The 23,469-nt window shown below is 67.6% G+C and carries 22 protein-coding genes; 11 read left to right on the forward strand and 11 right to left on the reverse strand.

Translation table 11 applies throughout. The features are described from left to right. Nucleotides 1-70: 70 nt before the first annotated feature. From RSO01_RS38530 to curA, 6 genes are read right to left on the reverse strand one after another with little or no spacing between them, the layout of a single operon-like run. On the reverse strand, nucleotides 71-817 hold the full coding sequence (locus RSO01_RS38530; RefSeq protein ID WP_147155903.1) for a molybdate ABC transporter substrate-binding protein: 747 nt from the start codon (nucleotides 815-817) through the stop codon (nucleotides 71-73). Nucleotides 818-833: 16 nt separating this feature from the next. Continuing rightward, nucleotides 834-1,757: a 2-dehydropantoate 2-reductase gene (locus RSO01_RS38535; protein ID WP_147155904.1), complete on the reverse strand. Its 924-nt coding sequence runs from the start codon at nucleotides 1,755-1,757 to the stop codon at nucleotides 834-836. After that, nucleotides 1,742-2,290 carry a HutD/Ves family protein gene (locus RSO01_RS38540; protein ID WP_147155905.1) on the reverse strand — a complete coding sequence of 183 codons (549 nt, stop codon included), beginning with the start codon at nucleotides 2,288-2,290 and terminating at the stop codon, nucleotides 1,742-1,744. The genes RSO01_RS38535 and RSO01_RS38540 overlap by 16 nt, the downstream gene beginning before the upstream one ends. Further along, complete coding sequence (locus RSO01_RS38545; RefSeq protein WP_147155906.1) at nucleotides 2,287-3,357, reverse strand: SDR family oxidoreductase; 1,071 nt, start codon at nucleotides 3,355-3,357, stop codon at nucleotides 2,287-2,289. The genes RSO01_RS38540 and RSO01_RS38545 overlap by 4 nt, the downstream gene beginning before the upstream one ends. After that, nucleotides 3,354-4,541 carry a CaiB/BaiF CoA transferase family protein gene (locus RSO01_RS38550; RefSeq protein ID WP_147155907.1) on the reverse strand — a complete coding sequence of 396 codons (1,188 nt, stop codon included), beginning with the start codon at nucleotides 4,539-4,541 and terminating at the stop codon, nucleotides 3,354-3,356. The genes RSO01_RS38545 and RSO01_RS38550 overlap by 4 nt, the downstream gene beginning before the upstream one ends. Further along, nucleotides 4,538-5,554 carry an NADPH-dependent curcumin/dihydrocurcumin reductase gene (curA, locus tag RSO01_RS38555; protein WP_147155908.1) on the reverse strand — a complete coding sequence of 339 codons (1,017 nt, stop codon included), beginning with the start codon at nucleotides 5,552-5,554 and terminating at the stop codon, nucleotides 4,538-4,540. Before curA ends, RSO01_RS38550 begins: the two co-directional genes overlap by 4 nt. A gap of 232 nt (nucleotides 5,555-5,786) precedes the next feature. Here curA and RSO01_RS38560 point away from each other — a divergent pair, with 232 nt between their 5' ends. From RSO01_RS38560 to RSO01_RS38585, 6 genes are read left to right on the forward strand one after another with little or no spacing between them, the layout of a single operon-like run. Next, a complete protein-coding gene (locus RSO01_RS38560; RefSeq protein ID WP_170303686.1) occupies nucleotides 5,787-6,923 on the forward strand; it encodes a mandelate racemase/muconate lactonizing enzyme family protein in 1,137 nt (378 codons plus the stop codon). Between the two features lie 50 nt (nucleotides 6,924-6,973). Then, nucleotides 6,974-8,230 (forward strand): ABC transporter substrate-binding protein, encoded by a 1,257-nt coding sequence (locus tag RSO01_RS38565; protein WP_147155910.1) that lies wholly within the window; start codon nucleotides 6,974-6,976, stop codon nucleotides 8,228-8,230. A gap of 32 nt (nucleotides 8,231-8,262) precedes the next feature. Beyond that, nucleotides 8,263-9,126 (forward strand): branched-chain amino acid ABC transporter permease, encoded by an 864-nt coding sequence (locus RSO01_RS38570; RefSeq protein WP_147155911.1) that lies wholly within the window; start codon nucleotides 8,263-8,265, stop codon nucleotides 9,124-9,126. 10 nt (nucleotides 9,127-9,136) lie between these two features. Continuing rightward, on the forward strand, nucleotides 9,137-10,123 hold the full coding sequence (locus RSO01_RS38575; RefSeq protein WP_147155912.1) for a branched-chain amino acid ABC transporter permease: 987 nt from the start codon (nucleotides 9,137-9,139) through the stop codon (nucleotides 10,121-10,123). Continuing rightward, nucleotides 10,113-10,838, forward strand: a complete 726-nt coding sequence (locus tag RSO01_RS38580) for an ABC transporter ATP-binding protein (RefSeq protein ID WP_170303687.1) — start codon at nucleotides 10,113-10,115, stop codon at nucleotides 10,836-10,838. Before RSO01_RS38575 ends, RSO01_RS38580 begins: the two co-directional genes overlap by 11 nt. After that, on the forward strand, nucleotides 10,835-11,551 hold the full coding sequence (locus RSO01_RS38585; protein WP_147155913.1) for an ABC transporter ATP-binding protein: 717 nt from the start codon (nucleotides 10,835-10,837) through the stop codon (nucleotides 11,549-11,551). The genes RSO01_RS38580 and RSO01_RS38585 overlap by 4 nt, the downstream gene beginning before the upstream one ends. Nucleotides 11,552-11,582: 31 nt before the next feature. Here the strand turns inward: RSO01_RS38585 and RSO01_RS38590 are convergent, their stop codons facing one another. The 5 genes from RSO01_RS38590 to RSO01_RS38610 form a co-directional block, all read right to left on the reverse strand. Further along, nucleotides 11,583-12,473, reverse strand: a complete 891-nt coding sequence (locus tag RSO01_RS38590; protein ID WP_147155914.1) for an ABC transporter permease — start codon at nucleotides 12,471-12,473, stop codon at nucleotides 11,583-11,585. An 8-nt stretch (nucleotides 12,474-12,481) separates the two neighbouring features. After that, nucleotides 12,482-13,411: an ABC transporter permease gene (locus RSO01_RS38595; RefSeq protein WP_147155915.1), complete on the reverse strand. Its 930-nt coding sequence runs from the start codon at nucleotides 13,409-13,411 to the stop codon at nucleotides 12,482-12,484. Beyond that, nucleotides 13,411-14,400 (reverse strand): ABC transporter ATP-binding protein, encoded by a 990-nt coding sequence (locus tag RSO01_RS38600; protein ID WP_147155916.1) that lies wholly within the window; start codon nucleotides 14,398-14,400, stop codon nucleotides 13,411-13,413. The genes RSO01_RS38595 and RSO01_RS38600 overlap by 1 nt, the downstream gene beginning before the upstream one ends. Nucleotides 14,401-14,553: 153 nt before the next feature. Next, entirely contained in the window at nucleotides 14,554-15,558 is a 1,005-nt protein-coding gene (locus RSO01_RS38605; RefSeq protein WP_147155917.1) for an ABC transporter ATP-binding protein, read from the reverse strand. An 8-nt stretch (nucleotides 15,559-15,566) separates the two neighbouring features. Beyond that, nucleotides 15,567-17,204, reverse strand: coding sequence for an ABC transporter substrate-binding protein (locus tag RSO01_RS38610; protein ID WP_147155918.1), 1,638 nt, complete (start codon nucleotides 17,202-17,204; stop codon nucleotides 15,567-15,569). A 394-nt stretch (nucleotides 17,205-17,598) separates the two neighbouring features. On the opposite strand from RSO01_RS38610, the gene aqpZ reads away from it, so the two are divergent. From aqpZ to RSO01_RS38635, 5 genes are all read left to right on the forward strand, one after another. After that, complete coding sequence (gene aqpZ / locus RSO01_RS38615) at nucleotides 17,599-18,291, forward strand: aquaporin Z (protein ID WP_147155924.1); 693 nt, start codon at nucleotides 17,599-17,601, stop codon at nucleotides 18,289-18,291. Nucleotides 18,292-18,461: 170 nt separating this feature from the next. Beyond that, nucleotides 18,462-18,821, forward strand: coding sequence for a hypothetical protein (locus tag RSO01_RS38620; protein WP_147155919.1), 360 nt, complete (start codon nucleotides 18,462-18,464; stop codon nucleotides 18,819-18,821). Nucleotides 18,822-18,852: 31 nt separating this feature from the next. Then, nucleotides 18,853-20,946, forward strand: a complete 2,094-nt coding sequence (locus tag RSO01_RS38625) for an adenylate/guanylate cyclase domain-containing protein (RefSeq protein WP_147155920.1) — start codon at nucleotides 18,853-18,855, stop codon at nucleotides 20,944-20,946. A 74-nt stretch (nucleotides 20,947-21,020) separates the two neighbouring features. Further along, nucleotides 21,021-21,380: a response regulator gene (locus tag RSO01_RS38630; protein ID WP_308933111.1), complete on the forward strand. Its 360-nt coding sequence runs from the start codon at nucleotides 21,021-21,023 to the stop codon at nucleotides 21,378-21,380. Between the two features lie 5 nt (nucleotides 21,381-21,385). After that, complete coding sequence (locus RSO01_RS38635; RefSeq protein WP_170303688.1) at nucleotides 21,386-23,419, forward strand: sensor histidine kinase; 2,034 nt, start codon at nucleotides 21,386-21,388, stop codon at nucleotides 23,417-23,419. Nucleotides 23,420-23,469: the final 50 nt, after the last annotated feature.

Here is a 23,469-nt window from a genome sequence, read left to right on the forward strand (position 1 = left end):
GACGGAGTCCCCGATTGCCGTTCAGCCCGTCAAACGGGATCCTTCAGCAGCTCGACAATGACGGTTTAGACTAGGGCAGCTGCATGCCCTTCTTCTTCAGCGCCGCTTCCTTGTCAGGCCCCCACAAGGCCCGCAGCAGCGCGTCAGCGTCGGTCTGGCTGCGGGCCGCGGTGCTGACGGCGCCGGAATAGAGGATATAGGTCTGCACATCGAGCGGGATGGGCCCCACCAGCACGGTGCCCGGCACGGCTAGCAGCTCGCTCGACGGCTGCATGGCGATGTCGGCCTCGCCCGTGATCAGCTTCTCGCCGGCGAGCCCGCCTTTCACCAGCACAGTCTTGGGTTTCAGCTCGGCGGCGATGCCCATCTTCTCGAACAGGTTGGCGAGATAGGTGCCGGCGGTGCCACCCGACGCCGGGTCGGTGTAGGCGATGGCGCGCGCCTTGAGCAGGCTCTGCTTGAAAGCATCGACCGTGGAGATGTCGGGCACCGGTGCGCCCTGCTTGATCGAGACACCGATACCGACGCGCGCCAACGCCTTGGCGCTGCTTTCGACCAGCTTGGTGCCGAGCAGCGGCGCCATGGCGCCGGGCGGCATCACGACCACGTCGAAATACTCGCCGGCGGCGACGCGCCGGGCCAGCGCGCCTGCGGTGTCGTTCTCGATCGTGACCTTGTGGCCGGTCTGCTTCTCGAACTCCGGCACCAGCTCCTGCGCCACCGACTTGAAGGCGCCGGCGGTGAGGAGCTTGAGGTCGGCGGCGGAAGCGGGAGCCATGCCGGCAATCGCGAGCAGTGCGATCAGGAAGGCACGCATGGTCTTCTCCTCAAATCTAGACGGGCTTGCCCATGACGTAGGGTTTCAGTGTCGCATACATGAAGGCATGTGTCGGCGTCGGCACGCCGTATTTCCTGCCGAGCTCGACGACCTTACCGGAAAGCCAGGGCAATTCGATGCGATTGCCGCGCAAGAGATCGACGGCCATTGACGGAATGAGGTGAGGCGGCGCGGTGCGGTTGAAGTTCAGCGTTTTGTCGACGGCGTCGGCCGGCAGGGCGATGCCGGCGGCTCGGCCGACCGCCGCCACTTCCTCGTAGGCCGTGGTGAACCACGGCGCGATGTCGGGATCGTCGCGCAGCTTGCCGACGGGCAGGCGGGCCAGCGCCATGATGCTGGCGTTGGAGGCGAGCAGGATGAACTTCATCCAGAGCTCGGTCTGGATCGCGGCTGACAGCACGCCGTCGATGCCGGCCTGAGCGCAGAGGTTGGCGAAGGCCTCACCCCGCGCGCTCCGGCTGCCGTCGAGCTCGCCGAACACCATGCGCACTACCGTGCCGGTCTGGCGGATCACGCCGGGCTCGGCGATGGTGGCGCTGATATTGGCGACGCCGCCCATCACTGCCTGCCGGCCCACGATCGGCATCAACCGGTCGGCGGCATCGACGCCGTTCTGCAAGGGGATCACGGCCGTATCCTTGCCGACCATCGGCTTGATCGCTTCGCCCGCGCTCTCGACGTCCCACAGCTTTACGCAGAACAGGACGACATCGACCGGACCGACGGTTTTCGGATCATCGGTCGCCTGCGTTGGCACGAGATGGATGTCGCCGCGCTGGCTCTCGAGCTTGAGCCCCTTGCTCTTCATCGCGGCAAGATGCACGCCGCGGGCGATGAAGGTGACGTCGGCGCCGGCCTTGGCCAGCGCCGCGCCATAGGCGCCGCCGACACCGCCTGCCCCGACTACTGCGATACGCATAAAATGCTCCCCAACACGATCCGTCCGGCACTACATGCCGCGACGTCGTCGATATCCTCGATCCTGAGGCCGCCATCGGCCTGAAGCTCGCGAGTCTCGCCGGCGAGCCGCAGGACAGCCGGTGCGTCGGGACAATAGGCAATATGGATGCCCGGGCCCAGGCGCTGCTGCTGCCCGGCCTCGAGGACCGCAAGATCGATGCGAACCTTGCTGCGATCGGCCATCAGGTTGATGACCTCGACCGGGCCCGCTTCCAGCCGGCTCACGATAGGCATCTCGCCGGCGAAGCGCGCGGGCCGGAAGGGCCGGCGCATGTCGATCTCGCCGGTCGGTGTCTGCAACACCAGCCCGCTGCCTGCGATCAGGACTTGCAGACGATCGAAGCCCGTATAGTCGGAGAAGGCGCCGGGTGCGGTGATCGGCGTGCGGCTGAACCGCCAGACGTCGCCATCGAAGGCGATATCGACAGTGACGCCACCGCCGTTCTTCCACGGGACGCGGACGTAGCGCGCCGGATCGAGTGGCGTGATCACGGGACGATCTTCTCCTTTCGGAAGCGGCGCAGCAGGCGCTCGAACATGGCCTCGCTGTCGACCACGTCGTGGAAGCCATGCAGGCGGCTCTTGGTGACGTCGGACATGACGTCCCAGTCGGTGCCGAACACGTAGTCGGCGAATGGCCAGGCAACGAGCTGGTCGAAGGCGAGCTTCTTCAGCCCGTGCTCCTTGGTCATGCGTGCCCACAGCTCGGCCTTGTCGGCCATGTGCTGCGTGAGGCTGATGGTCTGGACGTCACCCACCTTCATGCCGAAGACGCCGGCGATCTTCGGCCACACGTTGCACCAGCGAAAATAGTCGCCGTTGGTGACGTTGTAGGCTTGGTTCGCAGCGCGGGGTTCCATGGCGGCCCACAGGGCGGCGCTGGCGAAATGGGACGACTCCGTCACCTGGTAGATCGAGCCATAGGCGCCAGGCTTGCCCGGAAAGCGCAAGGGCAGGCCGAGTTCCTTGGAGATCGCGGCATAGACGGCGATGGCCGGCATGATGCTCATCGCGGTGCCGGGCGCGAAGCCGCACAGGGTTTGCGGGCGAAGCTCGGTCCAGCTCCAGCGCTTGCCGTGCTGATACTCGGTCAGCCAGTCGATCTGGTCGAAATAGAAGTCGGGCGGCATGTGGCGCGGGTCGGTCTCGCGCATCGGCGTCTTCAGGGGACCGAGATGCACGCCGTAATACTTGGTGCCGGTCACCAGCACGACGCGCTGCAGGGATTTAGCAACGCGGTCGATGGCAGTCACCGAATTCACCAGCATGTCGCGGTTGGGTGCGATGTTGGCGGCGTAGCCTGACGCGGCGCCGCTGCTGGGCTGGAAGGCGGCGTAGAAGATGTGCGTGACGTCGCCCAGGCCCTTGAGCTTGCGAGCAACGTCCTTGAGGTCGAGCAGGTCGACGGCGATGTGCGTGTAGCGCGACGCGGCCTTGGCCGGCCGGCGCGACAGGCCGACGACCTGCCAGTCGCCTTCGGCCAGAAGCTTGTCGACGATGTAGCGGCCGATGACGCCGAGCGCGCCGACGACCACGGCTTTCTTCGGCGCGGTGTTCATGCCGCGTTGGCCACGGTCCCCCGCGCCAGCAACGCCTCGATCTCAGCCGCGGCGTAGCCGTGTGCGGCGAGGACGTCCGTCGTGTGCTGGCCGGTGACGGGCGCGGTGCCGCGCGGCGTACCCTCGGCCTGCGGCAGCATGCCGGGCAGGGCGGGGACCGGAACGGCCTGGTTCAGGCCCGCCTGGGTGAGCCACTGGATTAGGCCGGTCTCGCGGACATGCGGCTGGTCCAGGAACTCGGCGTAGCTGTTGAGCCGCTCGTGCATCAGGCCGGCTTCGGTCAGGCGCTTGGTCCACACCGTCCACGGCTCGGCGGCGATCGCGGGCCGGACGATGGCGTACAACGCCACATCGTTGGCGAGCCGCAGCTTCTGCGTCACGAAGCGCGGATCGTCGGCCAGCGCCGGCATCTGCATGGCCTTGCACAGGATCCTGAAGTCGCGGTCGTTGAAGGCGAGCAGCGACATCCAACCGTCGGCGATCTTGAACACGCCGCCCGGCGCGCCGCCGGGTTTCATGACGCCGCCTTCGAGATGGCAGGCCATCAGCCGGATCGACTGCAGGGCCGTCGCGGCCTGCATCAGACTGACGTCGAGGTAGCGGCCGCGCGTCTCGTCTCGGCGGGCATAGAGCGCCGCCGACAGTGCCTGGAAGGCGTAGAGCGCCGTCGACATGTCGACCACGATCACGGGCACGCGATGCGGAATGCCGTCCTCACCGCGGTTCTCGTTCATCAGCCCGGTATAGGCCTGCAGCACCGGATCCATCGCCGGCCGGGTGGACAAGGGCCCGGTCTGGCCGAAGCCGGAGATCGAGAGATAGAGGAGCCGCGGCTCGCGCGCCGAGACCGACTTGTAATCGAAGCCGAGGCGCTGGATGACGCCGGGCCTGAACCCTTCGAGGAAGATATCGGCGCCCTTCAGCAGGCGCCACACGACCTGCTTGCCGGCGTCGGACTTGAGATCGACGGCGATGCTCTTCTTGCCGAGATTGCCGATGATGGAATACGCCGAATGGCTGCCGTAGCGCGTGCCCAAGGTGCGCGCCCAGTCGCCCTCGCCGATGCCTTCGACCTTGATGACCTCCGCGCCGTACTGCGCCAGCAGCATGGCGCAGTAGGGGCCGGCGATGCCCTGGCTGAGATCGACGACCTTCAGGCCGGCAAAGGGCGCGTCGTAGCTCATCCGACCTTGACCAGCATCTTGCCGAAGTTCTCGCCGCGCAGCATGCCGATGAAGGCGCGTGGCGCCTTGTCGATGCCCTCGACGATGTCCTCGCGATACTTGATGCGGCCCGAGCGCACCCATTCACCCATCTGGCGGCGCGCCGGCCCGTAGCGCTCGGCGAAGTCGGTGACGATGAAGCCCTGGGCGCGCACGCGCTTGCCGACGAAGGTCCCGAGCAGGCGCGGACCCATCGGTGGCGTCGTGGCGTTGTACTGCGAGATCGAACCGCAGAGCGCCACGCGGCCGAAGAAGTTGATGTTGCGCAGCACGGCGTCGGAGATCTCGCCGCCGACATTGTCGAAGTAGACGTCGATGCCGTTGGGGCAGGCGGTGCGCAGCGCCGCGTCGAGGTCCTTCTCGGCCTTGTAGTCGAGGCAGGCATCGAAGCCGAGCTCGTCCTTCACGAAGGCGCATTTCCTGGCGCCACCGGCGATGCCGACGACTCGGCAGCCCATGATCTTGCCGATCTGGCCCACCACCTGGCCGACCGCGCCCGAGGCTGCCGACACCACGATGGTCTCGCCGGCCTTGGGCTGGCCGACGTCCAGCAGGCCGAAATAAGCGGTCATGCCCGGCATACCCAGGACACCATTGGCGGTCGAGATTGGCGCAATCGACGGATCGACCTTGCGCAGGCTGGGGCCGCTGCCGATCGCATATTCCTGCCAGCCTAGCCGGTCTTCAACGATGTCGCCCACCTTGAAGCTGGCGTTGTGCGAGGCCACGACCTCGCCGACCGTGCCGCCGGTCATGACCTCGTTGAGACCGACGGCGGCGGCGTAGGAGGCGGCATCGCGCATGCGGCCGCGCTGGTAGGGATCGAGCGACAGATAGATCACGCGCACCAGCACTTCACCGTGCTTCGGCTCCGGTACCGGCGCCTCCTCGACGCGGAAATCGGACTCAGCAGGCTCGCCCGGCGGCCGACGCACGAGCACGACGCGGCGATGGGTCTTGGGAATGGCGGCCATGAACGTTCGCTCCGGTCCAGGATTTGGCCCAACCATAGCCGACTCTCTATGTTGTCGTCCTGAGCGCAGCGAAGGACCTCATCGCCGCTCGAAACGGCATGAGATCCCTTCGACGATGCTCAGGGCAGGCCTTCGCTGCGCTCAGGATGACAGAGATCAGGCTGGTTCCTTCAGTCGATACCAGGCGATTGCCCTGGTAAGACGGAGGGGTGGAAGAGATCGGTGGTCCGTCATGCCCCTCATCAAGCGCCTCACCTACATCGGCCTGGAATACGCCTTCGCCCCCGAGAAAGCCTACGGCATGTCGCGCGGCGGCGGCTTTCGGCGACAGGGCGGGCTGGTCGAGGTCGAGACGGATGCCGGTGTCGTCGGCGTCGGGGAGGCGTTCGGCAACGCCCTGGTCACCCGCGAATACTTCCGCATGGTCGAGCCGATGTTCGTCGGCAAGAGCATCTTCGACTTCGACCATGTCGAGGCGCGCGTGCGCAACGCCATGTATCACCTGGGCGTCGGCAATCAGCTCACCGCCTGCCTTGCCGCCATCAACGTGGCGCTGTGGGACGCCATCGCCCGCGGCTTCGGCGTCAGGGTCTGCGACCTGATCGGCGGTTGCGCCGCGACGCGCATCCCGGCCTACGCCTCGACCGGCTTCTTCTCCAGCGATCCCGACCGCCAGCTCGACCACATGCTGGCCGAGGCCGCCGGCCATCCCTATGCCGGCGCCAAGATCAAGATCGGCCGCGGCATCAAGGACGACGTCGCCCGCGTGCGCCGTGCCCGCGAGGCGTTGGGTCCGGACAAGCTTTTAATGGTCGACATCAACGGCGCCTACACCGCCGACGTGGCGCTGGAATGCGCGCGGGCGATCGAGCCTTTTGCCGTGCACTGGATCGAGGAGCCGCTGCCGCCGGGCGACCTGCGCGGCTATGCCGAGCTCCGCCTGCGCTCGCCGATCCCCATCGCCGCCGGCGAGGCCCACCACACGGTGCGCGACTTCCGCGCCCTGATCGACGGCCGCTGCATCGACATCGTGCAGCCGTCGGTGCCGGGCACCGGCGGGCTCACCGAGGCCCGACGCATCGCCACGCTCGCCCACGCCCAGAACCTGCGCGTGGCGCCGCATGTCTGGGGTGGGGCGATCGGGCTCGCAACTGCCTGCCATTTCATCACATCGCTGCCCAACACGCCGCACACCGACCATCCGCCTCATCCGCTGATGATCGAGTACGACATGAGCGACAATGCATTGCGTACGACGCTCCTGAAAAAGCCGCTCACGCTGGAGGCCGGCCACATCCTGTTGCCTGACGGTCCTGGACTCGGGGTAGAGCTCGATCGCGACGCCGTGGAACGCTATCGCGTTTGCTGACGGGGGCGTGCCGTGCCAATGTTTCATTGAAGGAATTGGGAGTGGGACGAATGACCAAGGCAACCCGTCGCGGCTTCTCGGCTGGAGCCGCGCTCACTGTGCTGGGCTTGGGGAAGGCCGCCAGCGCGCAGCCGGCACCCGTCAAGATCGGCGTCATCTATCCGCTGAGCGGCAACTCGGCGAGCGCCGGCAACTATTCCAAGATGGCGATCGAGGTCGGCGCCGATGTGATCAACAACGGCAATGCCGAGCTCGCCAAGATCATCCCGCTGGCCAAGGGCGGTGGCCTGCCGGGCCTCGGCGGCGCCAAGATCCAGCTGATCTTTGCCGACAACCAGGGCACGCCGGCGGCCGGCCAGAATCAGGCGCTGCGGCTGATCTCCGAGGAGAAGGTGGCGGCGCTGATCGGCGCCTACCAGTCGGGCATCACGCTCACGGCCAGTGCCATCGCCGAGCGCCATGGCTTGCCGTTCCTGACCGCCGAATCGGTCGCCGCCAACCTCACCGAGCGTGGCTTCAAGTGGTTCTTCCGCACCACGCCGGTCGCCATCGACTTCGCGCGCGCCTATTCGACCTTCCTCAAGGAGCAGAAGGCGGCTGGCCAGAAGGTCGGCGCGATCGCGCTGGTGCATGAGAACACCGAGTACGGCAACTCGGTCGCCAGCGTCATCGCCGACCAGTTCGGCAAGGACGGCCTGCCGATCACCCAGAAGATCGCCTATTCGGCGAACTCGAGCGACGTGCAGCCGCAGGTGCTGCAGCTCAAGGAGAAGAACCCCGACGTCGTGATCTTCATCTCCTACACGTCGGACGCGATCCTTTACGCCAAGACGATGAAGGAGCTGAACTGGAAGCCCTCGATCATGATCGCCGACAATGCCGGCTTCAACGACCCGGCCTTCCTGAAGGCGATGGGTTCGACGGTGGAAGGCCTGGTCAACCGCTCGGCCTACTCGGGCGGCAAGCCGGGCAGCGTACCGGCGATCTTCAACGAGCTCTACAAGGCCAAGGCCGGTGTCGAGCTGGACGACGTCTCGGTGCGCGGCCTGCAAGGCTTCCTGGTGCTGGCCGACGCAATCAACCGCGCCGGTTCGACCGACCCCGCCAAGATCCAGGCGGCGCTCAGGGCCACCAACCTGCCGGCCGAGCAGATGGCGGCGGGCTACGACGGCGTGAAGTTCGACGACAAGGGCCAGAACGTGCTGGCGTCGAGCGTGGTGACCCAGCTGCAGGGCGGCAAGTATGTCACGATCTTCCCCAAGGCGCGGGCGACCGCGAACGTCATCCTGCCCTACAAGGGCTGGTAACCGTCGCGACGTAGCGTAACGGAAGCAACAGGGTGTCGATCACGCTGGTCCAGGTGATCGTGAGCGGGCTCCTGCTCGGCGCGGTCTATGCCTTGTTCTCATCGGGCCTCACCCTGATCTGGGGCATGATGAACGTCGTCAACTTCGCGCACGGCGACTTCGTCATGCTGGGCATGTACGCCGCCGTCATGATCTGGACGGCGCTGGGCGGCGGGCCGTTCGCCGCCGTTCCGGTCGCGGCCATGCTGATCGCGACCCTGGGCATCGTGAGCTACTTCCTGCTGGTGCGCCACATCATGCGCGGCCCGATGCTGGCGCAGATCCTGGGCACCTTCGGCCTGGCGCTGTTCCTGCGCTACTCGGCCTTCTGGTACTTCGGCGCCGACTTCAAGACCCTGCCGGACACGATCGTCGGCGGCTCCTTCGTCCTGGGCGGCGTGCGCTTCGAGGGCTCGCGCGTGCTGGCGGGCGGCATGGGCCTCGCCATCACGCTCGCGCTTCATTTGATCCTGACCCGCACCGCCATCGGCAGCCGCATGCTGGCGGTGTCGGAGGACGCAACGGCGGCGCAGCTCATGGGCATCCGGCCGCAGCGCATGCAGGCGCTCGCCTGGGCCATGGCGGGTGCGGCGACGGGCATTGCCGGCGCGCTGATCGCCAACTTCTTCTACACCTCGCCCACGGTCGGCGAGACGCTCGCCATCATCGCCTTCGTCACCGTGTCGTTCGGCGGCTTCGGCAGCGTGCTGGGCGCGCTGGTCGCCGGGCTGATCATTGGTGTCGTCGAATCGCTGTCGGCCTACCTGATCGGTCCGGTCTACAAGGATGTCGTCGTCTACATCCTGTTCGTCCTGGTGCTGTGGTTCCGCCCCCAAGGCCTGATGGGGAAGGCCTGATGGGCAAGACATGAAGCGCTATCTCTTTCCCGGTGCGCTGGTCGTGCTGGCGCTGGTCTATCCCCTGCTGGTCGCGGGTTCGCCGGTGTGGGAGCGGCTGGGCGCGCTGGTCCTCCTGGGTGCGATCGGCGCCTCGGCCTGGAACATCGTCGGCGGCTATGCCGGCCAGGTCTCGGTCGGCCACTCCGTGTTCTTCGGTTTCGGCGCTTACTCGGCGGTCGTGGTCTACACCCATCTCGGCTGGCCTCCGATCGCCGGCGCGCCGCTTGGCATGGTGCTGAGCGTGCTCCTTGCGGCGATCATCGGCGTGCCGACGCTGCGCCTCGCCGGGCACTACTTCAGCATGGCCACCATCGCCGTCGCCGAGCTGGTGCGCGTGCTGAGCTCAACGTCGGAGTTTTTAGGCGGCGCGCAGGGGCTGGGCGGCCCGGCCATGCCGCGCACCGTCTTCGACCTCTCCTTCATCTCGGCGACGCCGTTCTATTACATCTTCCTCGCCGTGCTGGCCTTCCTGCTCGGCCTCACCTGGTGGATCGAGCGCGGCCGCATGGGCTTCTACCTGCGCGCCATCAAGGATTCGGAACGCGCGGCGCGGTCGCTCGGCGTCTCGTCCGGCCGCTACAAGCTCTATGCCTACATGCTGAGCGGTGCCTTCACCTCCCTGGCGGGCTCGCTCTATCTCTGCATGTTCGGCTTCGTCGACCCCGAATCGGGCTTCGGCATCCTGATCTCGGTGAAGATGGTGGTGATGGCGGCCCTCGGTGGCGCCGGCGTGCTGTTCGGCCCGCTGGTCGGCGCCCTGATCCTGGTGCCGCTGGAGGAGCTGTCGAACAGCTATCTCGGCGGCCGTGGCGCCGGCCTCACCTTCGTGGTCTACGGCGCCATCATCGTCATCATCGCCCGCTTCCTGCCGAGCGGCCTGCTGTCGCTGTTCGAGCGGCGTCCGGCGCGGCCTCCAGCGGCCAAGAACCAGCCTGCGAGCGGCCATGCTGATTGACGCCCGGAACGTCACCAAAGCCTTCGGCGCCTTCAGGGCGGTCGACGATGCGTCGGTGTCGGTTGAGGAGGGCGACATCCTCGGCCTGATCGGTCCCAACGGTGCCGGCAAGTCGACCTTCTTCAATTGCCTTACCGGCGACCTGCCGGTGACGTCGGGCTCGGTGTCCTTCGCCGGCGCCGACGTCACGCGCCTGCCGCCCGAGGCGCGCGCCAAGCTCGGGCTCGCCCGCACCTTCCAGGTGCCGCTCACCTTCGAATCGATGTCGGTGCTCGACAACGCCACTATCGGCGCGCTCTTGCGCCATCACACCGCCCGCGAGGCGCGTGCGAAGGCGCGCGACGTCCTGCAGCGCGTCGGGCTGGGTCACGTCACCGATGCGCCGGCCAGGAGTCTGGGTACGCCGGGCCGCAAGCGGCTGGAGATCGCCCGCGCACTTGCCTCCGAGCCCAAGGCGCTGCTGCTCGACGAGGCGATGGCCGGCCTGACGCCGACCGAGGTGCGCGACGCGATCGAGCTGGTGCGGCGCATCCATGGCGACGGCATCACCATCGTGATCGTCGAGCACATCATGGAGGTGATCGTCTCGCTGGCCCAGCGCGTCGTGGTGTTCCACCAGGGCCGTGAGATCGCGCGCGGCACGCCGCGCGAGGTCACCAGCGATCCCAAGGTGATCGAGGCCTATCTCGGCCGTCGCAAGGTTCGGCACGCATGAGCGCGCTGCTCCGGATAGAGCATCTCGAGGTGCGCTACGGCGACCTCATCGGCGTGGCCGATGTCTCGCTCGAGGTCCCGGCGGGCTCGGTCGTGGCGCTGCTGGGCTCCAACGGCTCCGGCAAGACGACGACGCTGAATGCCATCGCCGGCATCGTGCCGGTGTCGGCCGGCACCGTGGCCTTCGACGGCGAGAACATCGCGGGGCAGCCGGCCTATGCCATCGTCCGTAAGGGGCTCGCGCTGTCGCCCGAGGGCTGGCGGCTGTTCACCCAGCAGAGCGTCGAGAACAATTTGCTGCTCGGCGCCACGCCGCTCAGCGACCGCAAGCGCATCCCCCAGCTGCTCGAGCGGGTCTATGCGGTGTTCCCGCGGCTTGCCGAGCGGCGCAACCAGCGGGCCGGCACGATGTCGGGCGGCGAGCGCCAGATGCTGGCCGTCGGCCGGGCGCTGATGAGCGAGCCTAAGCTGCTGCTGCTCGACGAGCCGAGCCTGGGGCTGGCGCCCGCCATCGTCGATTCCATGTACGACGCCTTCGCTGCCCTGCATAAGGACGGCCAGACCATCCTGCTCGCCGAGCAGTCGGTGGACTTGGCCCTTGAGGCCGCCGACTACGCCTACGTCCTGCAGGTCGGCCGGTCCGTGCTGCAGGGACCGGCAACCGAGATGGCGCACAATCCCGACGTCCAGAAGATCTATCTCGGAATCGAGTGATGGGAGCGCGGGCCGGAGGCCCGCGCTCCCGTTAACGCAGCGTCGGGTCGAGCTTGTCGCGCACCCAGTCGCCTAGAAGGCTGATCGACAAGGTCGTGAGCACGATCACCGTCGCCGGCGCCAGCATGATCCAGGGCGCGCGGGTGATGTACTCGCGGCCGTAGCCCACCATGTTGCCGAGCGACGTGAGCGGCGGCTGCACGCCGAGGCCGAGGAACGACAGGCCGCTTTCCAGCAGGATGATCTCGGGGAAGGTAAGCGTCATCGAGACGATGAGCGTCGAGGCGATGTTGGGCAGGACGTGCCGGCCGTAGATGCGGCCCGGCCCGGCGCCGAGCTGGCGCACCGCCGAGGCATAGCCCTGCTCGTTGGCGGCGAGCGTCAGCCCGCGGGTGATGCGGGCATAGCGCTCCCAGGAGTGGAAGCCCATCAGGCCGATGAACAGCGGCAGGCTGTTGCCGAAGAAGGCGAGCACGGAGAGCGCGATGATCATGAACGGCATGCTGGCCTGGAAGTCGATGGCCATCAGGATCAGCGTCTCGACGAAGCGCCGGAAGTGCGCAGCGAGGATGCCCAGCAACGTGCCGAGCGTCGCCGCGATCAGCGTGCCGAACAGCGCGATCAAGAGGCTCATGCGGATCGACATGATGAGCCGCGAGAGCACGTCGCGGCCGAGCTCGTCGGTGCCCAGCGGATGGGCGAACGTGCCACCGAAGAACAGCGGCGGCGACAGCCGCGCCTTGAGGTCGAAGGCGGTGATGGAATAGGGCAGCAGCAGGTCGGCGCCCAGCGCGACCACGACCATCAGCGCTAGCCAGAGAGTCGCCAGGCTGACGGCAAAGGGCAGCCGCGCGATCCGGCGCGCGATCACGGACAGGCCCGACGTGGGCAATGGAGCAGGGAGCGCGTCGCGGACGGCCATGGTTCGCCTCAGTGCGCCGCGGCCGTGCCGCGCACGCGCGGATCGAGCCAGCCGTAGGCCATGTCGACGGTGAAGTTGGCCAACACCATCCAGGTCGCGATCACCATCAGGATCGCCTGCACGACGGCGAGGTCGCGGTTGGCGACGGCCGACACCAGCAGCCGGCCGATGCCCGGCCAGGCGAACACGCTTTCGACCACGACCGCACCCGCCACCAGGCTGCCGATCATGAAGCCGATGATGGTGACGGTCGGGATGGCGGCGTTGGGCAGGGCATGATGGGAGATGACGCGCCGCCATTCGACGCCCTTGGCCGAGGCGGCGCGGATATAGGGCTGGCCCAGCACCTCGAGCATGGCCGAGCGGGTGAAGCGCGCCATGATCGCCGCGCCCGATGCGCCCAGGGTGATGATGGGCAGGATGGCGTAGGTCGGCGAATCGGCGCCGCTCGCCGGCAGCCAGCCGAGATTGACCGAGAAGAGCAGCACAAGCAGCAGCGCCAGCACGAAGCTCGGCATGGTGAAGCCCGCCACCGACACGGCCATGGTCATCCGGTCGGCGAAGGAGTTGCGATGCAGCGCGGCATAGACGCCGGCGGGGATGCCGAGTCCGACCTTGAGCGCCAGCGCCGGCAGGGTGATGGCAAGGGTGGCCGGCACCCGCTCCATGACGAGGTCGATGGCCGGCCGGCCGTCGCGCATCGACTTGCCGAAGTCGCCGGTGAAAGCATGGCCGATATAGGAGAGGTACTGCTCCCAGATCGGCCGTTCGAGGCCCCAGGCCTCGCGGAAGGCCTTGATCGCCTCGGGTGGCGCGTCGACCGACATGATGAGAAGCGCGGGATCGCCCGACAGACGCAGCACCACGAAGGCGAAGGTCATGACGAACAGGATGGTGAGCGCGGCGCGCAGGGCGCGGGAGGCGGTGAACAGCAGCATCAGGCGGCGACCTGCAGGGCAGGCTCCTCGACACGGTGGCAGGCGACCTGCCGGCCGTCGGGCAAGGTGCGCAGCGCCGGCGTTTCGGCGCGGCAGGCGGCGGTGGCGAAGGGGCAGCGCGTGTGGAACGAGCAGCCCGACGGCACGTCGACCGGATTGGGCGGATCGCCCTGCAGCAGCAGGCGCTCGCGGCGGGGGCCCAGGACGGGAATCGCCGAGACCAAGGCGCGCGTATAGGGGTGCAGGGGACGGGCGAACAGGTCTTCGGCCTCGCCCTGCTCGACGATGCGGCCGAGATACATCACGGCCACCTCGTGGCTGACCTGGCGCACGACCTTGAGGTCGTGGCTGATGAAGAGATAGGCGATGCCCATCTGGTCCTGCAGGTCGAGCAACAGGTTCACGACCTGCGCCTGGATCGAGACATCGAGGGCCGAGATCGGCTCGTCGCACACCAGCAGGTCGGGCTCGGTCATCAGGGCACGCGCCAGAACGACGCGCTGGCGCTGGCCACCCGAGAGCTCGTGGGGATAGCGGTCGAACTGGTGCATCTGCAGGCCGACGGCCGCCATGACGCCGGCGGCGCGGTCGCGCTGCTCGGCCGGGCTTTTGGCGCCGTGGATGGCGAGCGGCTCCATGATCTGCACGCCGACCGGCAGGCGGCGATCGAGCGCGCCCAATGGATCCTGGTAGACCATCTGCATGCGTGGCCGGAGCGCGCGCCACGCCGGCGTGCCGGCCGGCGGCATGTCAGTGCCGCGATAGCGCACCGTTCCGGCGGTGGGCGGGATGAAGCCGAGCACCAGCTTGCCGGTCGTCGACTTGCCGCAACCCGACTCGCCCACCAGGCCCAGAGTGCGCCCAGGTTTCAGGCTGAGCGACACACCGTCGACGGCGCGCAGGACTGCCTTCGCGCCGAAGGGCCCGCGTCCGGCGCGGACCTGGTAATGGCGACGAAGGCCGGTTGCTTCGAGAAGAGTCATGCTCATCGGACCGCGGGCCTCCAGGCCCGCTCATGCTCTGTCGTCCTGAGCGCAGCGAAGGACCTCATCGCCGCCTGCTATCGGCATGAGATCCTTCGCTTCGCTCAGGATGACAAGAGCGAGCCTGGAGGCTCGCGGTCCGGAAGAGGAAGACTCCGATCATTCCGCCGCCCTCGGCAGGTTCCAGGCCGAGACGCCGACATCGATCTGCAGATGACAGGCGGCGCGATGCATCAGGCCGACGTGGCGCACGGGCGGCGGCTCGCTCTGGCAACGCGGCTCGGCCAGCGGGCAGCGTGGGGCGAAGGCGCAGCCCGGCGGCGCCTTGCCCGGCTCCGGCACGGTACCCGGAATGGCGGCGAGCCGGCGGCGTGGCCCGGTCAGCGTCGGCAGGGCGGCCAGCAAGCCTTGCGTGTAGGGATGGCGCGCGGCGCCGAACAGGTCCTGGCCCATCGCTTCCTCGACCAGCCGGCCGGCATACATGACGGCCACGCGATTGACGTTCTCGGCGACCACGCCGAGGTCGTGGCTGATCAGTACCAGCGCCATGCCTGTGTCGCGGCGGATGCTGGCCAGCAAGGCGAGGATCTGTGCCTGGATGGTGGCGTCGAGCGCCGTCGTCGGCTCGTCGGCGATCAAGAGATCGGGCTCGCCGGCCAGCGCCATGGCGATCATGACGCGCTGGTTCAGTCCGCCGGACAGCTGGTGCGGAAAATCGCCGAGCCGGCGCCGGGCGTCGGCGATGCCGACCTGGTCGAGCAGGCGCAGCGTCGCCGCCTCTGCGGCCGCGCCATCGAGGCCGCGATGCAACTTCAACGCCTCGACTAACTGCCAGCCGATGCGATGCACCGGATTGAGGCAGCTTGAGGGATCCTGGAAGATCATGGCGATACGCTTGCCGCGCACGCCTTCGAGCACCTTTGGCGCGGCGCCGATCAGCTGCTGCTTGTCGATGCGCACCGAGCCACCGACGCGGGCGCGCGCCGGCAGCAGGCCAAGCGCGGCCAGCCAGGTCACGCTCTTGCCCGAGCCCGATTCGCCCACGATGCCCAAGGCCTCGCCCGGCGCGATCGCGAGATCGACGCCGTCGACGGCGCGGGAGCTTCGTCCGTCCCTCTCGAAATCGACGGTGAGGCCCGTGACCTCGACCAGCGGAGCGGTCATCGCCCCGCTCAATTGGTGGCGAAGTTGACGGTGCGGAACTCCATCGCGAAGGACGGTGAGGCCTTCCAGCGGATGTCCTTGCGCTTGGCGGTGAAGGTCGCGTTCTGGTGCAGCACCGTGTAGGCGGGATCCTCGCGCTCGCAGATCACCAGCATGCGCGCGAACATCGCCTTGCGCTTGGCCATGTCGGTCTCGACCTCCAGGGCGGCCGACAGCTTGTTCATCTCCTCATTAGTCCATTCGCCGACCTGCTGTTGCTGGCCCTGTGGGCCGTGCTGCGCCACGATCGAGGAGATCGGATCGTTGAAGCCCGCGCTGTTGGACCAGTCGCGCACCGCGCGCGGGCTGTTGGTCTCGAAGATCTGCTGCCAGTTCTCCTTCATCTCGATCGGAACGTTGAGTCCGACCTGGCGCCACATCTCGACCAGCACCTGCGCGGTTGCCGCCTGGTTGGTGTAGTAGTTGTTGAGCAGGCGATAGGGGATCGGCTCGCCCTTGTAGCCGGCCTCCTTCAGGAGCTGCTTGGCCTTGGCCTGGTCGTAGGCCGGCACCGTCCAGTTGTCGACGAACATCGGGCCGTAGAACTCCCACTGCAGGCCGGCCGGCACGCGCGTGCGGCCCGACCACAGCGCCTCGACGATGGCCTGGCGGTCGATCGCATGGGTGAAGGCCTGGCGGATGCGCGGATCGGCGAGCCGCGGGTGGTTCTTGTCGAACACCGTCAGGCGGTGGTTGACGATGGTGCTGCCCAGGACCTCGAACTTGGCGTTCTTCTCGATGCCCGGGATCTGGTCCGGCGGCACGTCGCAGATGAAGTCGAACTGGCCGGCCAGCAGGCCGTTGATGCGGGTCGCGACCTCGGGCACCACGACCATGCGCACGCTCTTGAGCGGCGGGCGGCCGCCCCAGTAGTCGTCATGCGCGTCCATCATCAGCGACTGGTCGGGCACGAACTCGCGCACCTTGTAGGGGCCGGTGGCGACCGGCGCGCGCGACCAGTCCATCCAGGTCTTGGCTTCCTCGAAGGCGCGGCGCGAGACGATGTCGCTGCCCATGCGGCCCAGCCGGCCCTCCAGGGTGACGTCGGGCGTGCGGTTGGTGAAGCGCACGGTGTACTTGTCGATCGCCTCGACCTTCTCCAGCGCGGGGAACAGGCGCTTGGAAACGGCCGGCACCTCGGGCGGCAGCGCCTTGCCCTGCACCGAATCGCGGATCAGCACCGAGGTGAACAGCGTCTTGTTGGAGGTGATGTCGTAGTCCGGACCGAACATGCGCTCGCGGCTGAAGGTGAAGACCACGTCGTCGGCCGTCATCTCGTCGCCGTTGTGGAACTTCACGCCCTTGCGCAGGGTGAACTCGACGGTGCGCTCGTCGAGCCGCTTCCAGCTCTCGGCGACGCCCGGCACCGCTTCGAGCTTGCCCAGCAGGTTCTGCATGATCAGCGGCTCGTACAGGAACGAGAACACGCGCTGGCCGACATTGGACTGCTCGCGCAGCGGCTCCAGCGAGGCCGAGTTGGCGATCTGCTGCACGGCGATGGTGATGCTGGGGCGCTGGTCGGCCTGGCCGATGGCGATGCGTGGCAGGCCGAGGCTGGCCGCGGCGAGGCCGGTGGTGGCGATCAGGCGGCGGCGACGCAGGAACATGGCGCGAACTCTCCTCGAATGAGGCGGCCACGCTATGCCGGTTGGATGACCGAACGGTTTCGGTCTTGTGACGCTTCTCTTGTGCAGTGCGGCAGATATCCCCGAACCTAGCCTCCCCCGTTTTACGGGGGAGGTGGCCCGAAGGGCCGGAGGGGGAAGGCCACCGCGTGGTGTTTGAGGTTGCAGATCATGATTCATGATCTCCCCATTGCGGATATCGCCTTTGAGGCCTTCCCCCTCCGCCCCCTTCGGGGGCACCTCCCCTGTAAGACGGGGGAGGAATCGGAGGGACGGGCTGAAAGAAGGCAAGAAGTGCAGAAACGGGCAGGAGCGGCGCGGCCATATGCGCTAGAATCGTCCGCAACATAGGCAACCGGGGGAAATCATCATGCCAATGACCAATCGGCTCTATGCCGAGTTCCTCGGCACGGCTTGGCTCGTCCTGGGCGGCTGCGGCAGCGCGGTGCTGGCCGCGGCGTTTCCTCAGGTCGGCATCGGCTTTGCCGGCGTGGCACTCGCCTTCGGTCTCACGGTGGTGACCATGGCCTACGCCGTGGCGCCGGTCTCGGGTGCGCACTTCAACCCGGCGATCACCGTCGGCCTGGCCTTCGGTGGCCGCTTCCCGTGGAGCGAGGTCGTGCAGTATGTGATCGCCCAGGTGCTGGGCGGCATCGCCGGCGCGGCCATCCTCTATGTCATCGCGACCGGGCGGCCGGAGACCGGGATCGGCAGCTTCGCCACCAACGGCTTCGGCGAACACTCGCCCGGCGGTTATGGCCTGCTCGCCGCCGCCGTTTGCGAGGTCGTGATGACCTTCGCCTTCGTCACGGTGATCCTGGGCGTCACCGACAAGCGCGCCGCGGCTTTCGCCCCGGCCGCGCCGTTGGCCATCGGGCTCACCCTCACCTTGATCCACCTGATCAGCATTCCCGTCACCAACACCTCGGTGAACCCGGCGCGCAGCACGGCGCCGGCGGTATTCGTGGGCGGCGCGGCGCTGGCCCAGCTCTGGCTGTTCTGGCTGGCGCCCCTGGTCGGCGGCGCGATCGCCGGCCTGGCCTACGGGCTGCTCGGACGCAAAGACTGACGGCGCCTCCTGCGGGGACTAGAGCGGAATCCGATCAGATCGAACCGCGCGCGGTTCGATCTGATCGGATTCGCGCGCACTGGCGATGCTTGTTGCAAGAGGCACAATCCGCCCAGCTGATTACAGCTGGGCGGATTGTGCTCTAGGATAGCCGTCGGGAGGAACCAGCCATGAACATCACCAGCCGCCTGGCCTGTATCGCCGTTGTTGGGTTGCTGCCGTCAGGCGCCTCGGCGCAGGCGGTCAATTTCTGGCTGGCGGCGGAGCCCGGCAATATCCAGGGATGTATCGCGGCCGATCCGCAATTCACGCGCGAGCATACCTTCACCCTGAAAGATGGTGAGGCCGAGATCACTGGGCCTGGCGGTCTCAAGGAGAAGATGAAGCCGGTGCGGCCGAACGTCTATGAGACCACCCTCCAGCAAGGCCGGCTCAACCTTCACTATGTCGCCGATCTCTCGGTGACGCCGCGCACGCTCACCGTCACCGAGAAGAGCCTCGGCTGCAAGTGGACGGCCAAGAAGGAGTAGGCTGCCCGGCCATTTGTCGACGCTGAGTGAAATGAACGGGTCGCGGCGCTCCATTCCGTTCCACGTCACGCTCCTGACGTTGATGGTTCTGATCGTGCTGCCGTTGGCCGCGGCGCTGCTGTGGCTGGGCTGGCGCTCCGTCGACCAGCTCGAGGACCGCAGCATCCGCCATCGCATGGCCGCCCTCGACAGCGCCGTCGAGAGCTTCCTGACGTCGGGCCTGCGTGTCGTCGAGGCAGTCGGCAGTACGCTCGCCGAGACACAGGCCTTTGCGCCCAGCAGCACCGTCGCCGACGAGGAGCGGCTGCGCCAGTTCGCCGTGATCATCGAGCGTTACCCGGCGATGGCCGCAATCTACGTCGGCTACGAGGACGGGCGCTTCCTCTATGTCGGCCGGACCGACGCGCTGTCGATCAGCCAGCGCCTGGAGTTCGACGCGCCGGATGCGCCCTCGCTGCTGCTGCGCACGTTGGTGGCGGGCGACGGCCCGCGCCGCGAGACCTGGTGGTTCCAACTCGCCGACGGCAGCCATTCACCGGTCCAGACGCGCATGCTGGATTTCGATCCGCGCGCCAGGCCCTGGTACATCGACGCGATGCGCGCCAAGGGCCCGGTGCTGACTGAACCCTACACCTTCGCGCAGGCCGACGTCGTCGGCGTGTCGGTCGGCATGCCGCTGAGACGGGGCGGCGTGATCGGCTTCGACTTCACGCTGAACACGTTGTCGCGCCTGATCGGCGATTACCGCTTCACCGCCAACTCGATTATCATGGTGGCGAGCGACACCGGGACCATCTTCATGGAATCGGAAGCCTGCCGGATCGAGGGCGGGACATGCCTGCCCGGCGAGGACCAGGTGCGCGCAGCGATGCGCGCTGCCATCAACCGGGCCGTCGGCAGCGACGAGCGCATCGAGCGCGATGTCACCCTCGGCGGACGCGACTATCGACTGCTGGTGCATCAGGTACCGCCGGCGCTCGGCCGTCGCTACATGGTCGCTGCCGCCGTGCCGATCAGCGAACTGGCCGTCGATTCGCGGACCTTGCTGGAACGGGCGGCGCTTACCGCGGCGGTCGCCGTGGCGTTGGCCATCTTCGGCGTGCTGCTCGCTTCCTTTGTGTTGTCGCGATCGATCTCGCGCATCGCCGCCAAGACCGAACGCATCCGCGATCTCGACTTCTCCGATCGCACGCGGGTCGAGAGCCGCATCACCGAGATCGTGCGCCTGTCCGATTCGGTCGAGCGCATGCGCGAGGGGCTGGAGGTGTTCGGTCGCTACGTCTCGAAGCACCTCGTCCAGCAGATCATGCATTCGCCCGAGACCGCAGGCGTCGGCGGCATGCGGCGCGAGATCACGGTGATGTTCACCGACATCGAAGGCTTCTCGCGCATCGCCGAGACCATGGAGCCCGAACTGCTGACCAGCCGGCTGTCGCGCTACTTCGATGCGCTGGGGTCGGCGATCCTGGCCAACCACGGCACCATCGACAAGTACATCGGCGACAGCATCATGGCCTTCTGGAACGCGCCGGAGCCCGATCCCGACCACATCGTCAATGCTTGCCGCGCCGCCCTGCAGGCCGCCGCCGCCGGCCGCCAGCTTTCCGAGAAGTGGCGCCAGCTCGGCCGGCCGGGCTTCCGCACGCGCTTTGGCCTGCATACCGGCCCGGCGGTGGTCGGCAATGTCGGCGCGCGCGAGCACATCAACTACACGCTGGTCGGGTCGGTGGCGAACCAGGCGTCGCGATTGGAAGGCCTGAACAAGATGTATCACACCGAGATCCTGGCCAGCGGCGAGATCGCCGCCGCCACCGCCGGCCACTTCGTCTGGCGGCAGATCGATCGCATCGTGGCGGCCGGCACGACGGAGGAGCACGAGATCCACGAGCCGATGGGCGAGATCGATGCGGCTGGCCAGCATGCCGAGTTCCTCGCCGCCTGGCGCGCCGGCCGGGAGGCCTACGTTGCCGGCCGCTTCGAGCCGGCATTGGCGGCGTTTCGGACCGCTGCGACCCTCAAGCCCGATGACGGGCCGTGCCTCGTCTTCATCGGGCGCTGCACGGATTTCCTGCGCAGCGGGCCGCCTCAGGGCTGGAACGGCACCTGGCATTTCGACAGCAAGTGACATCGCCCACGATGCGACGCATGGACCGTTTCTTGCCGAGCCGGTAGGATCGAGCGGCCCCAATGGAGAGCGACTTGTCCTTGGCCGGGACGCGCGTGTTCATCGTCGAGGACGAGGCTCTGATCCTGGATACCCTTCAGGACATGCTGGAGGATCTCGGCTGCGAGGTGGTCGAGAGCGCGACGCGGGTGGGCGAGGCGCTGGCCAAGGCCCCGGCGCTGTCATTCGATGTCGCCGTCCTCGATGTCAATGTCGCGGGTGAAAGGATCGATCCAGTGGCCGATCTTCTGGCGAACCGCGGCGTGCCGTTCCTCTTCTCCACCGGCTATGGCCGATCGTCGCTGGCCGCCGCCCATCGCGAGCGGGTCGTTCTGACCAAGCCCTACCGGAAGAGTGACCTCAAGGTGGCGCTGGCAGCCGTCCTGTCCAGGTGATGGCCGTGTCCGAGCCCGGCACTGCCCCAGCGAAAAAGGGCCACTCGGCCGCCGTCCATCTCATCGTCTTTGCTCTGGTCGTCGCAGCACCCCTGTTGCTGCTGGTCGGCGCGCTGCTCTATCGCTCGGTGACCTTGGAGGGCGAGCAGATCAGGCAGCGTATCGACCAGGTCCTGCAGGCCCTGGTCGCCGATCTCGACCGCGACATGGACCGGCGCATCGCCATCCTGGAGACGCTGTCGACCTCGCCTCTGCTGTTGGCGGAGGACTGGCCGGCCTTCTACGCCCAGGCCAAGCAGGGCCTGGGCAGCCGGGCCTACCTGGTCCTGGTCGCCGCCAACGGCCGCCAGGTCGTCAACACCTACGTGCCCTACGGCGAGGCGCCGAAAATGACGGGCGATCCGGCGACGCTGCAACGGATGAAGGAGGATCCGCGTCCGGTCATCTCCGACCTCTTCACCAGCCTGGTGGTGCGGCAGCCGGTCTACAACATCTCCATCCCGGTGATGCGCGGCAAGGAGCTGCGCTACGTCATGAGCCTCGGCCTGCTGCCCGAAGACCTGCGCGAACTGCTTCAGAGCGAGAACCTGCCGCCGAACTGGACGGCGGCGATCTGGGACGGCAACGGCATCACCATGGCGCGCACGCACGACCAGGCGCGCTTTCTCGGCGTGGCCGTACCGAAACATCTCATGCAGCTGCAGCCGGACAAGGTCGTGCGGACCACGAACATCAACGGTGAGGAGGCATTGATCGCCGTCGGCCGCAGCCATTGGTCGAACTGGACGATCGACGTCTCCTTTCCGGCGGCCCTGGTCGACCGCCAGTTGCGCGATTCCCTCTTGTTCTGGGGCGCCACCATCCTGCTGATGGCCGGTCTTGCCGTCGGCCTTGCCTTCCTGTTCGGCCGGGCGTTGACGCGGCCGCTTGCGGCCGCCACCACGGCTGCCGGGGCGCTGGGCCGCGGCCAGGCTTTCACCATCGCCGATTCGGGTATTCGTGAGGTCAACGCCGTCGGCGAGGCGCTGCGACGCGCCCGGCACGATCTCGAGCAGGGCTCGGCGGCGCTGAGGCGAAGCGAGGAGCAGTTGCGCACGGCAGCCGATGCGGCGCAATTCGGCGCGCATGAATACGACGTCGTGCATGATCGTACGGTGCGCTCGCCGCAGTTCCTGAGGATCCTGGGCGCCGATGAGTCCGATGCCGCAGCGACGTTCGAGTCGGGATTGGATTTCGTCCATCCCGACGATCGCGATTCGACCCGCCAGCGCAAGCAACAGATCCTGGCCAGCGCCGGCGACCACTATCAGCTCGAATACCGCATCCGCCGCCGCGACGGGCAGGTGCGCTGGGTGATGGATCGCGGCCAGGTGCTGCGCGATGACGGCGGCAAGCCGCTGCGCGTGATCGGTGTCGTGCTCGACATCACCGAGATCAAGGAAGCTGAGCTGCGCCAGTACCTGCTGTTCGACGAGCTGAACCACCGGGTGAAGAACACGCTGGCGATCGTGCAGGCGCTCGCCCAGCAGACCTTGCGCACGCGGCCGGACCCGCAGCAGTTCGCCGAGGCTTTCTCCGACCGGCTGGCGTCGCTGGCCCGCGCCCACAGCCTGCTGACCAACGATTCCTGGCGGGGTGCTCCCTTGCGCGACATCGTGACGACGGCGCTCGAGGCCTTCGTGGACGAAGGCCGGCCGGTCGAGATCGGCGGCGACGTGGTGATGATCCCGGCGACCACGACCATCACGCTCAGCCTCATGCTGCACGAGCTTGCCACCAATGCCGCGAAGTACGGCGCGCTGTCGGTCGGCGAGGGCCGGCTGTCGATCCGCTGGAGCGCCGTCGATTCGAGCTCCAGCACCGCGATCGACCTGCACTGGCAGGAGGATAACGGCCCGCCGGTGTCGCCGCCCAAGGACCGCGGCTTCGGCTCTCGCCTGCTGGCCGGCAGTGCCCGGCAGCTCGGCGCGGCGTTCGAGGTCGACTATGCGCCGCAGGGCCTGCGCTGCCGCCTGCGCTTCTCGGTGCCTCGGGTGTAGGCGTCTTGCCGGACCGCGGGCTTCCAGGTCCGCTCATGCTCTTCCGGACC

It is taken from the genome of Reyranella soli (genome assembly GCF_007992495.1).
In the GTDB taxonomy this organism is placed as follows: Bacteria; Pseudomonadota; Alphaproteobacteria; order Reyranellales; family Reyranellaceae; genus Reyranella; species Reyranella soli.

Coding starts and splice junctions, on each gene's coding strand:
- RSO01_RS38530 (WP_147155903.1), bottom strand. CDS start 817: ATGCGTGCCTTCCTGATCGCACTGCTCGCGATTGCCGGCATGGCTCCC.
- RSO01_RS38535 (WP_147155904.1), bottom strand. CDS start 1,757: ATGCGTATCGCAGTAGTCGGGGCAGGCGGTGTCGGCGGCGCCTATGGC.
- RSO01_RS38545 (WP_147155906.1), bottom strand. CDS start 3,357: ATGAACACCGCGCCGAAGAAAGCCGTGGTCGTCGGCGCGCTCGGCGTC.
- RSO01_RS38550 (WP_147155907.1), bottom strand. CDS start 4,541: ATGAGCTACGACGCGCCCTTTGCCGGCCTGAAGGTCGTCGATCTCAGC.
- curA (WP_147155908.1), bottom strand. CDS start 5,554: ATGGCCGCCATTCCCAAGACCCATCGCCGCGTCGTGCTCGTGCGTCGG.
- RSO01_RS38560 (WP_170303686.1), top strand. CDS start 5,787: ATGCCCCTCATCAAGCGCCTCACCTACATCGGCCTGGAATACGCCTTC.
- RSO01_RS38565 (WP_147155910.1), top strand. CDS start 6,974: ATGACCAAGGCAACCCGTCGCGGCTTCTCGGCTGGAGCCGCGCTCACT.
- RSO01_RS38575 (WP_147155912.1), top strand. CDS start 9,137: ATGAAGCGCTATCTCTTTCCCGGTGCGCTGGTCGTGCTGGCGCTGGTC.
- RSO01_RS38580 (WP_170303687.1), top strand. CDS start 10,113: ATGCTGATTGACGCCCGGAACGTCACCAAAGCCTTCGGCGCCTTCAGG.
- RSO01_RS38585 (WP_147155913.1), top strand. CDS start 10,835: ATGAGCGCGCTGCTCCGGATAGAGCATCTCGAGGTGCGCTACGGCGAC.
- RSO01_RS38590 (WP_147155914.1), bottom strand. CDS start 12,473: ATGGCCGTCCGCGACGCGCTCCCTGCTCCATTGCCCACGTCGGGCCTG.
- RSO01_RS38595 (WP_147155915.1), bottom strand. CDS start 13,411: ATGCTGCTGTTCACCGCCTCCCGCGCCCTGCGCGCCGCGCTCACCATC.
- RSO01_RS38600 (WP_147155916.1), bottom strand. CDS start 14,400: ATGAGCATGACTCTTCTCGAAGCAACCGGCCTTCGTCGCCATTACCAG.
- RSO01_RS38605 (WP_147155917.1), bottom strand. CDS start 15,558: ATGACCGCTCCGCTGGTCGAGGTCACGGGCCTCACCGTCGATTTCGAG.
- RSO01_RS38610 (WP_147155918.1), bottom strand. CDS start 17,204: ATGTTCCTGCGTCGCCGCCGCCTGATCGCCACCACCGGCCTCGCCGCG.
- aqpZ (WP_147155924.1), top strand. CDS start 17,599: ATGACCAATCGGCTCTATGCCGAGTTCCTCGGCACGGCTTGGCTCGTC.
- RSO01_RS38620 (WP_147155919.1), top strand. CDS start 18,462: ATGAACATCACCAGCCGCCTGGCCTGTATCGCCGTTGTTGGGTTGCTG.
- RSO01_RS38625 (WP_147155920.1), top strand. CDS start 18,853: ATGAACGGGTCGCGGCGCTCCATTCCGTTCCACGTCACGCTCCTGACG.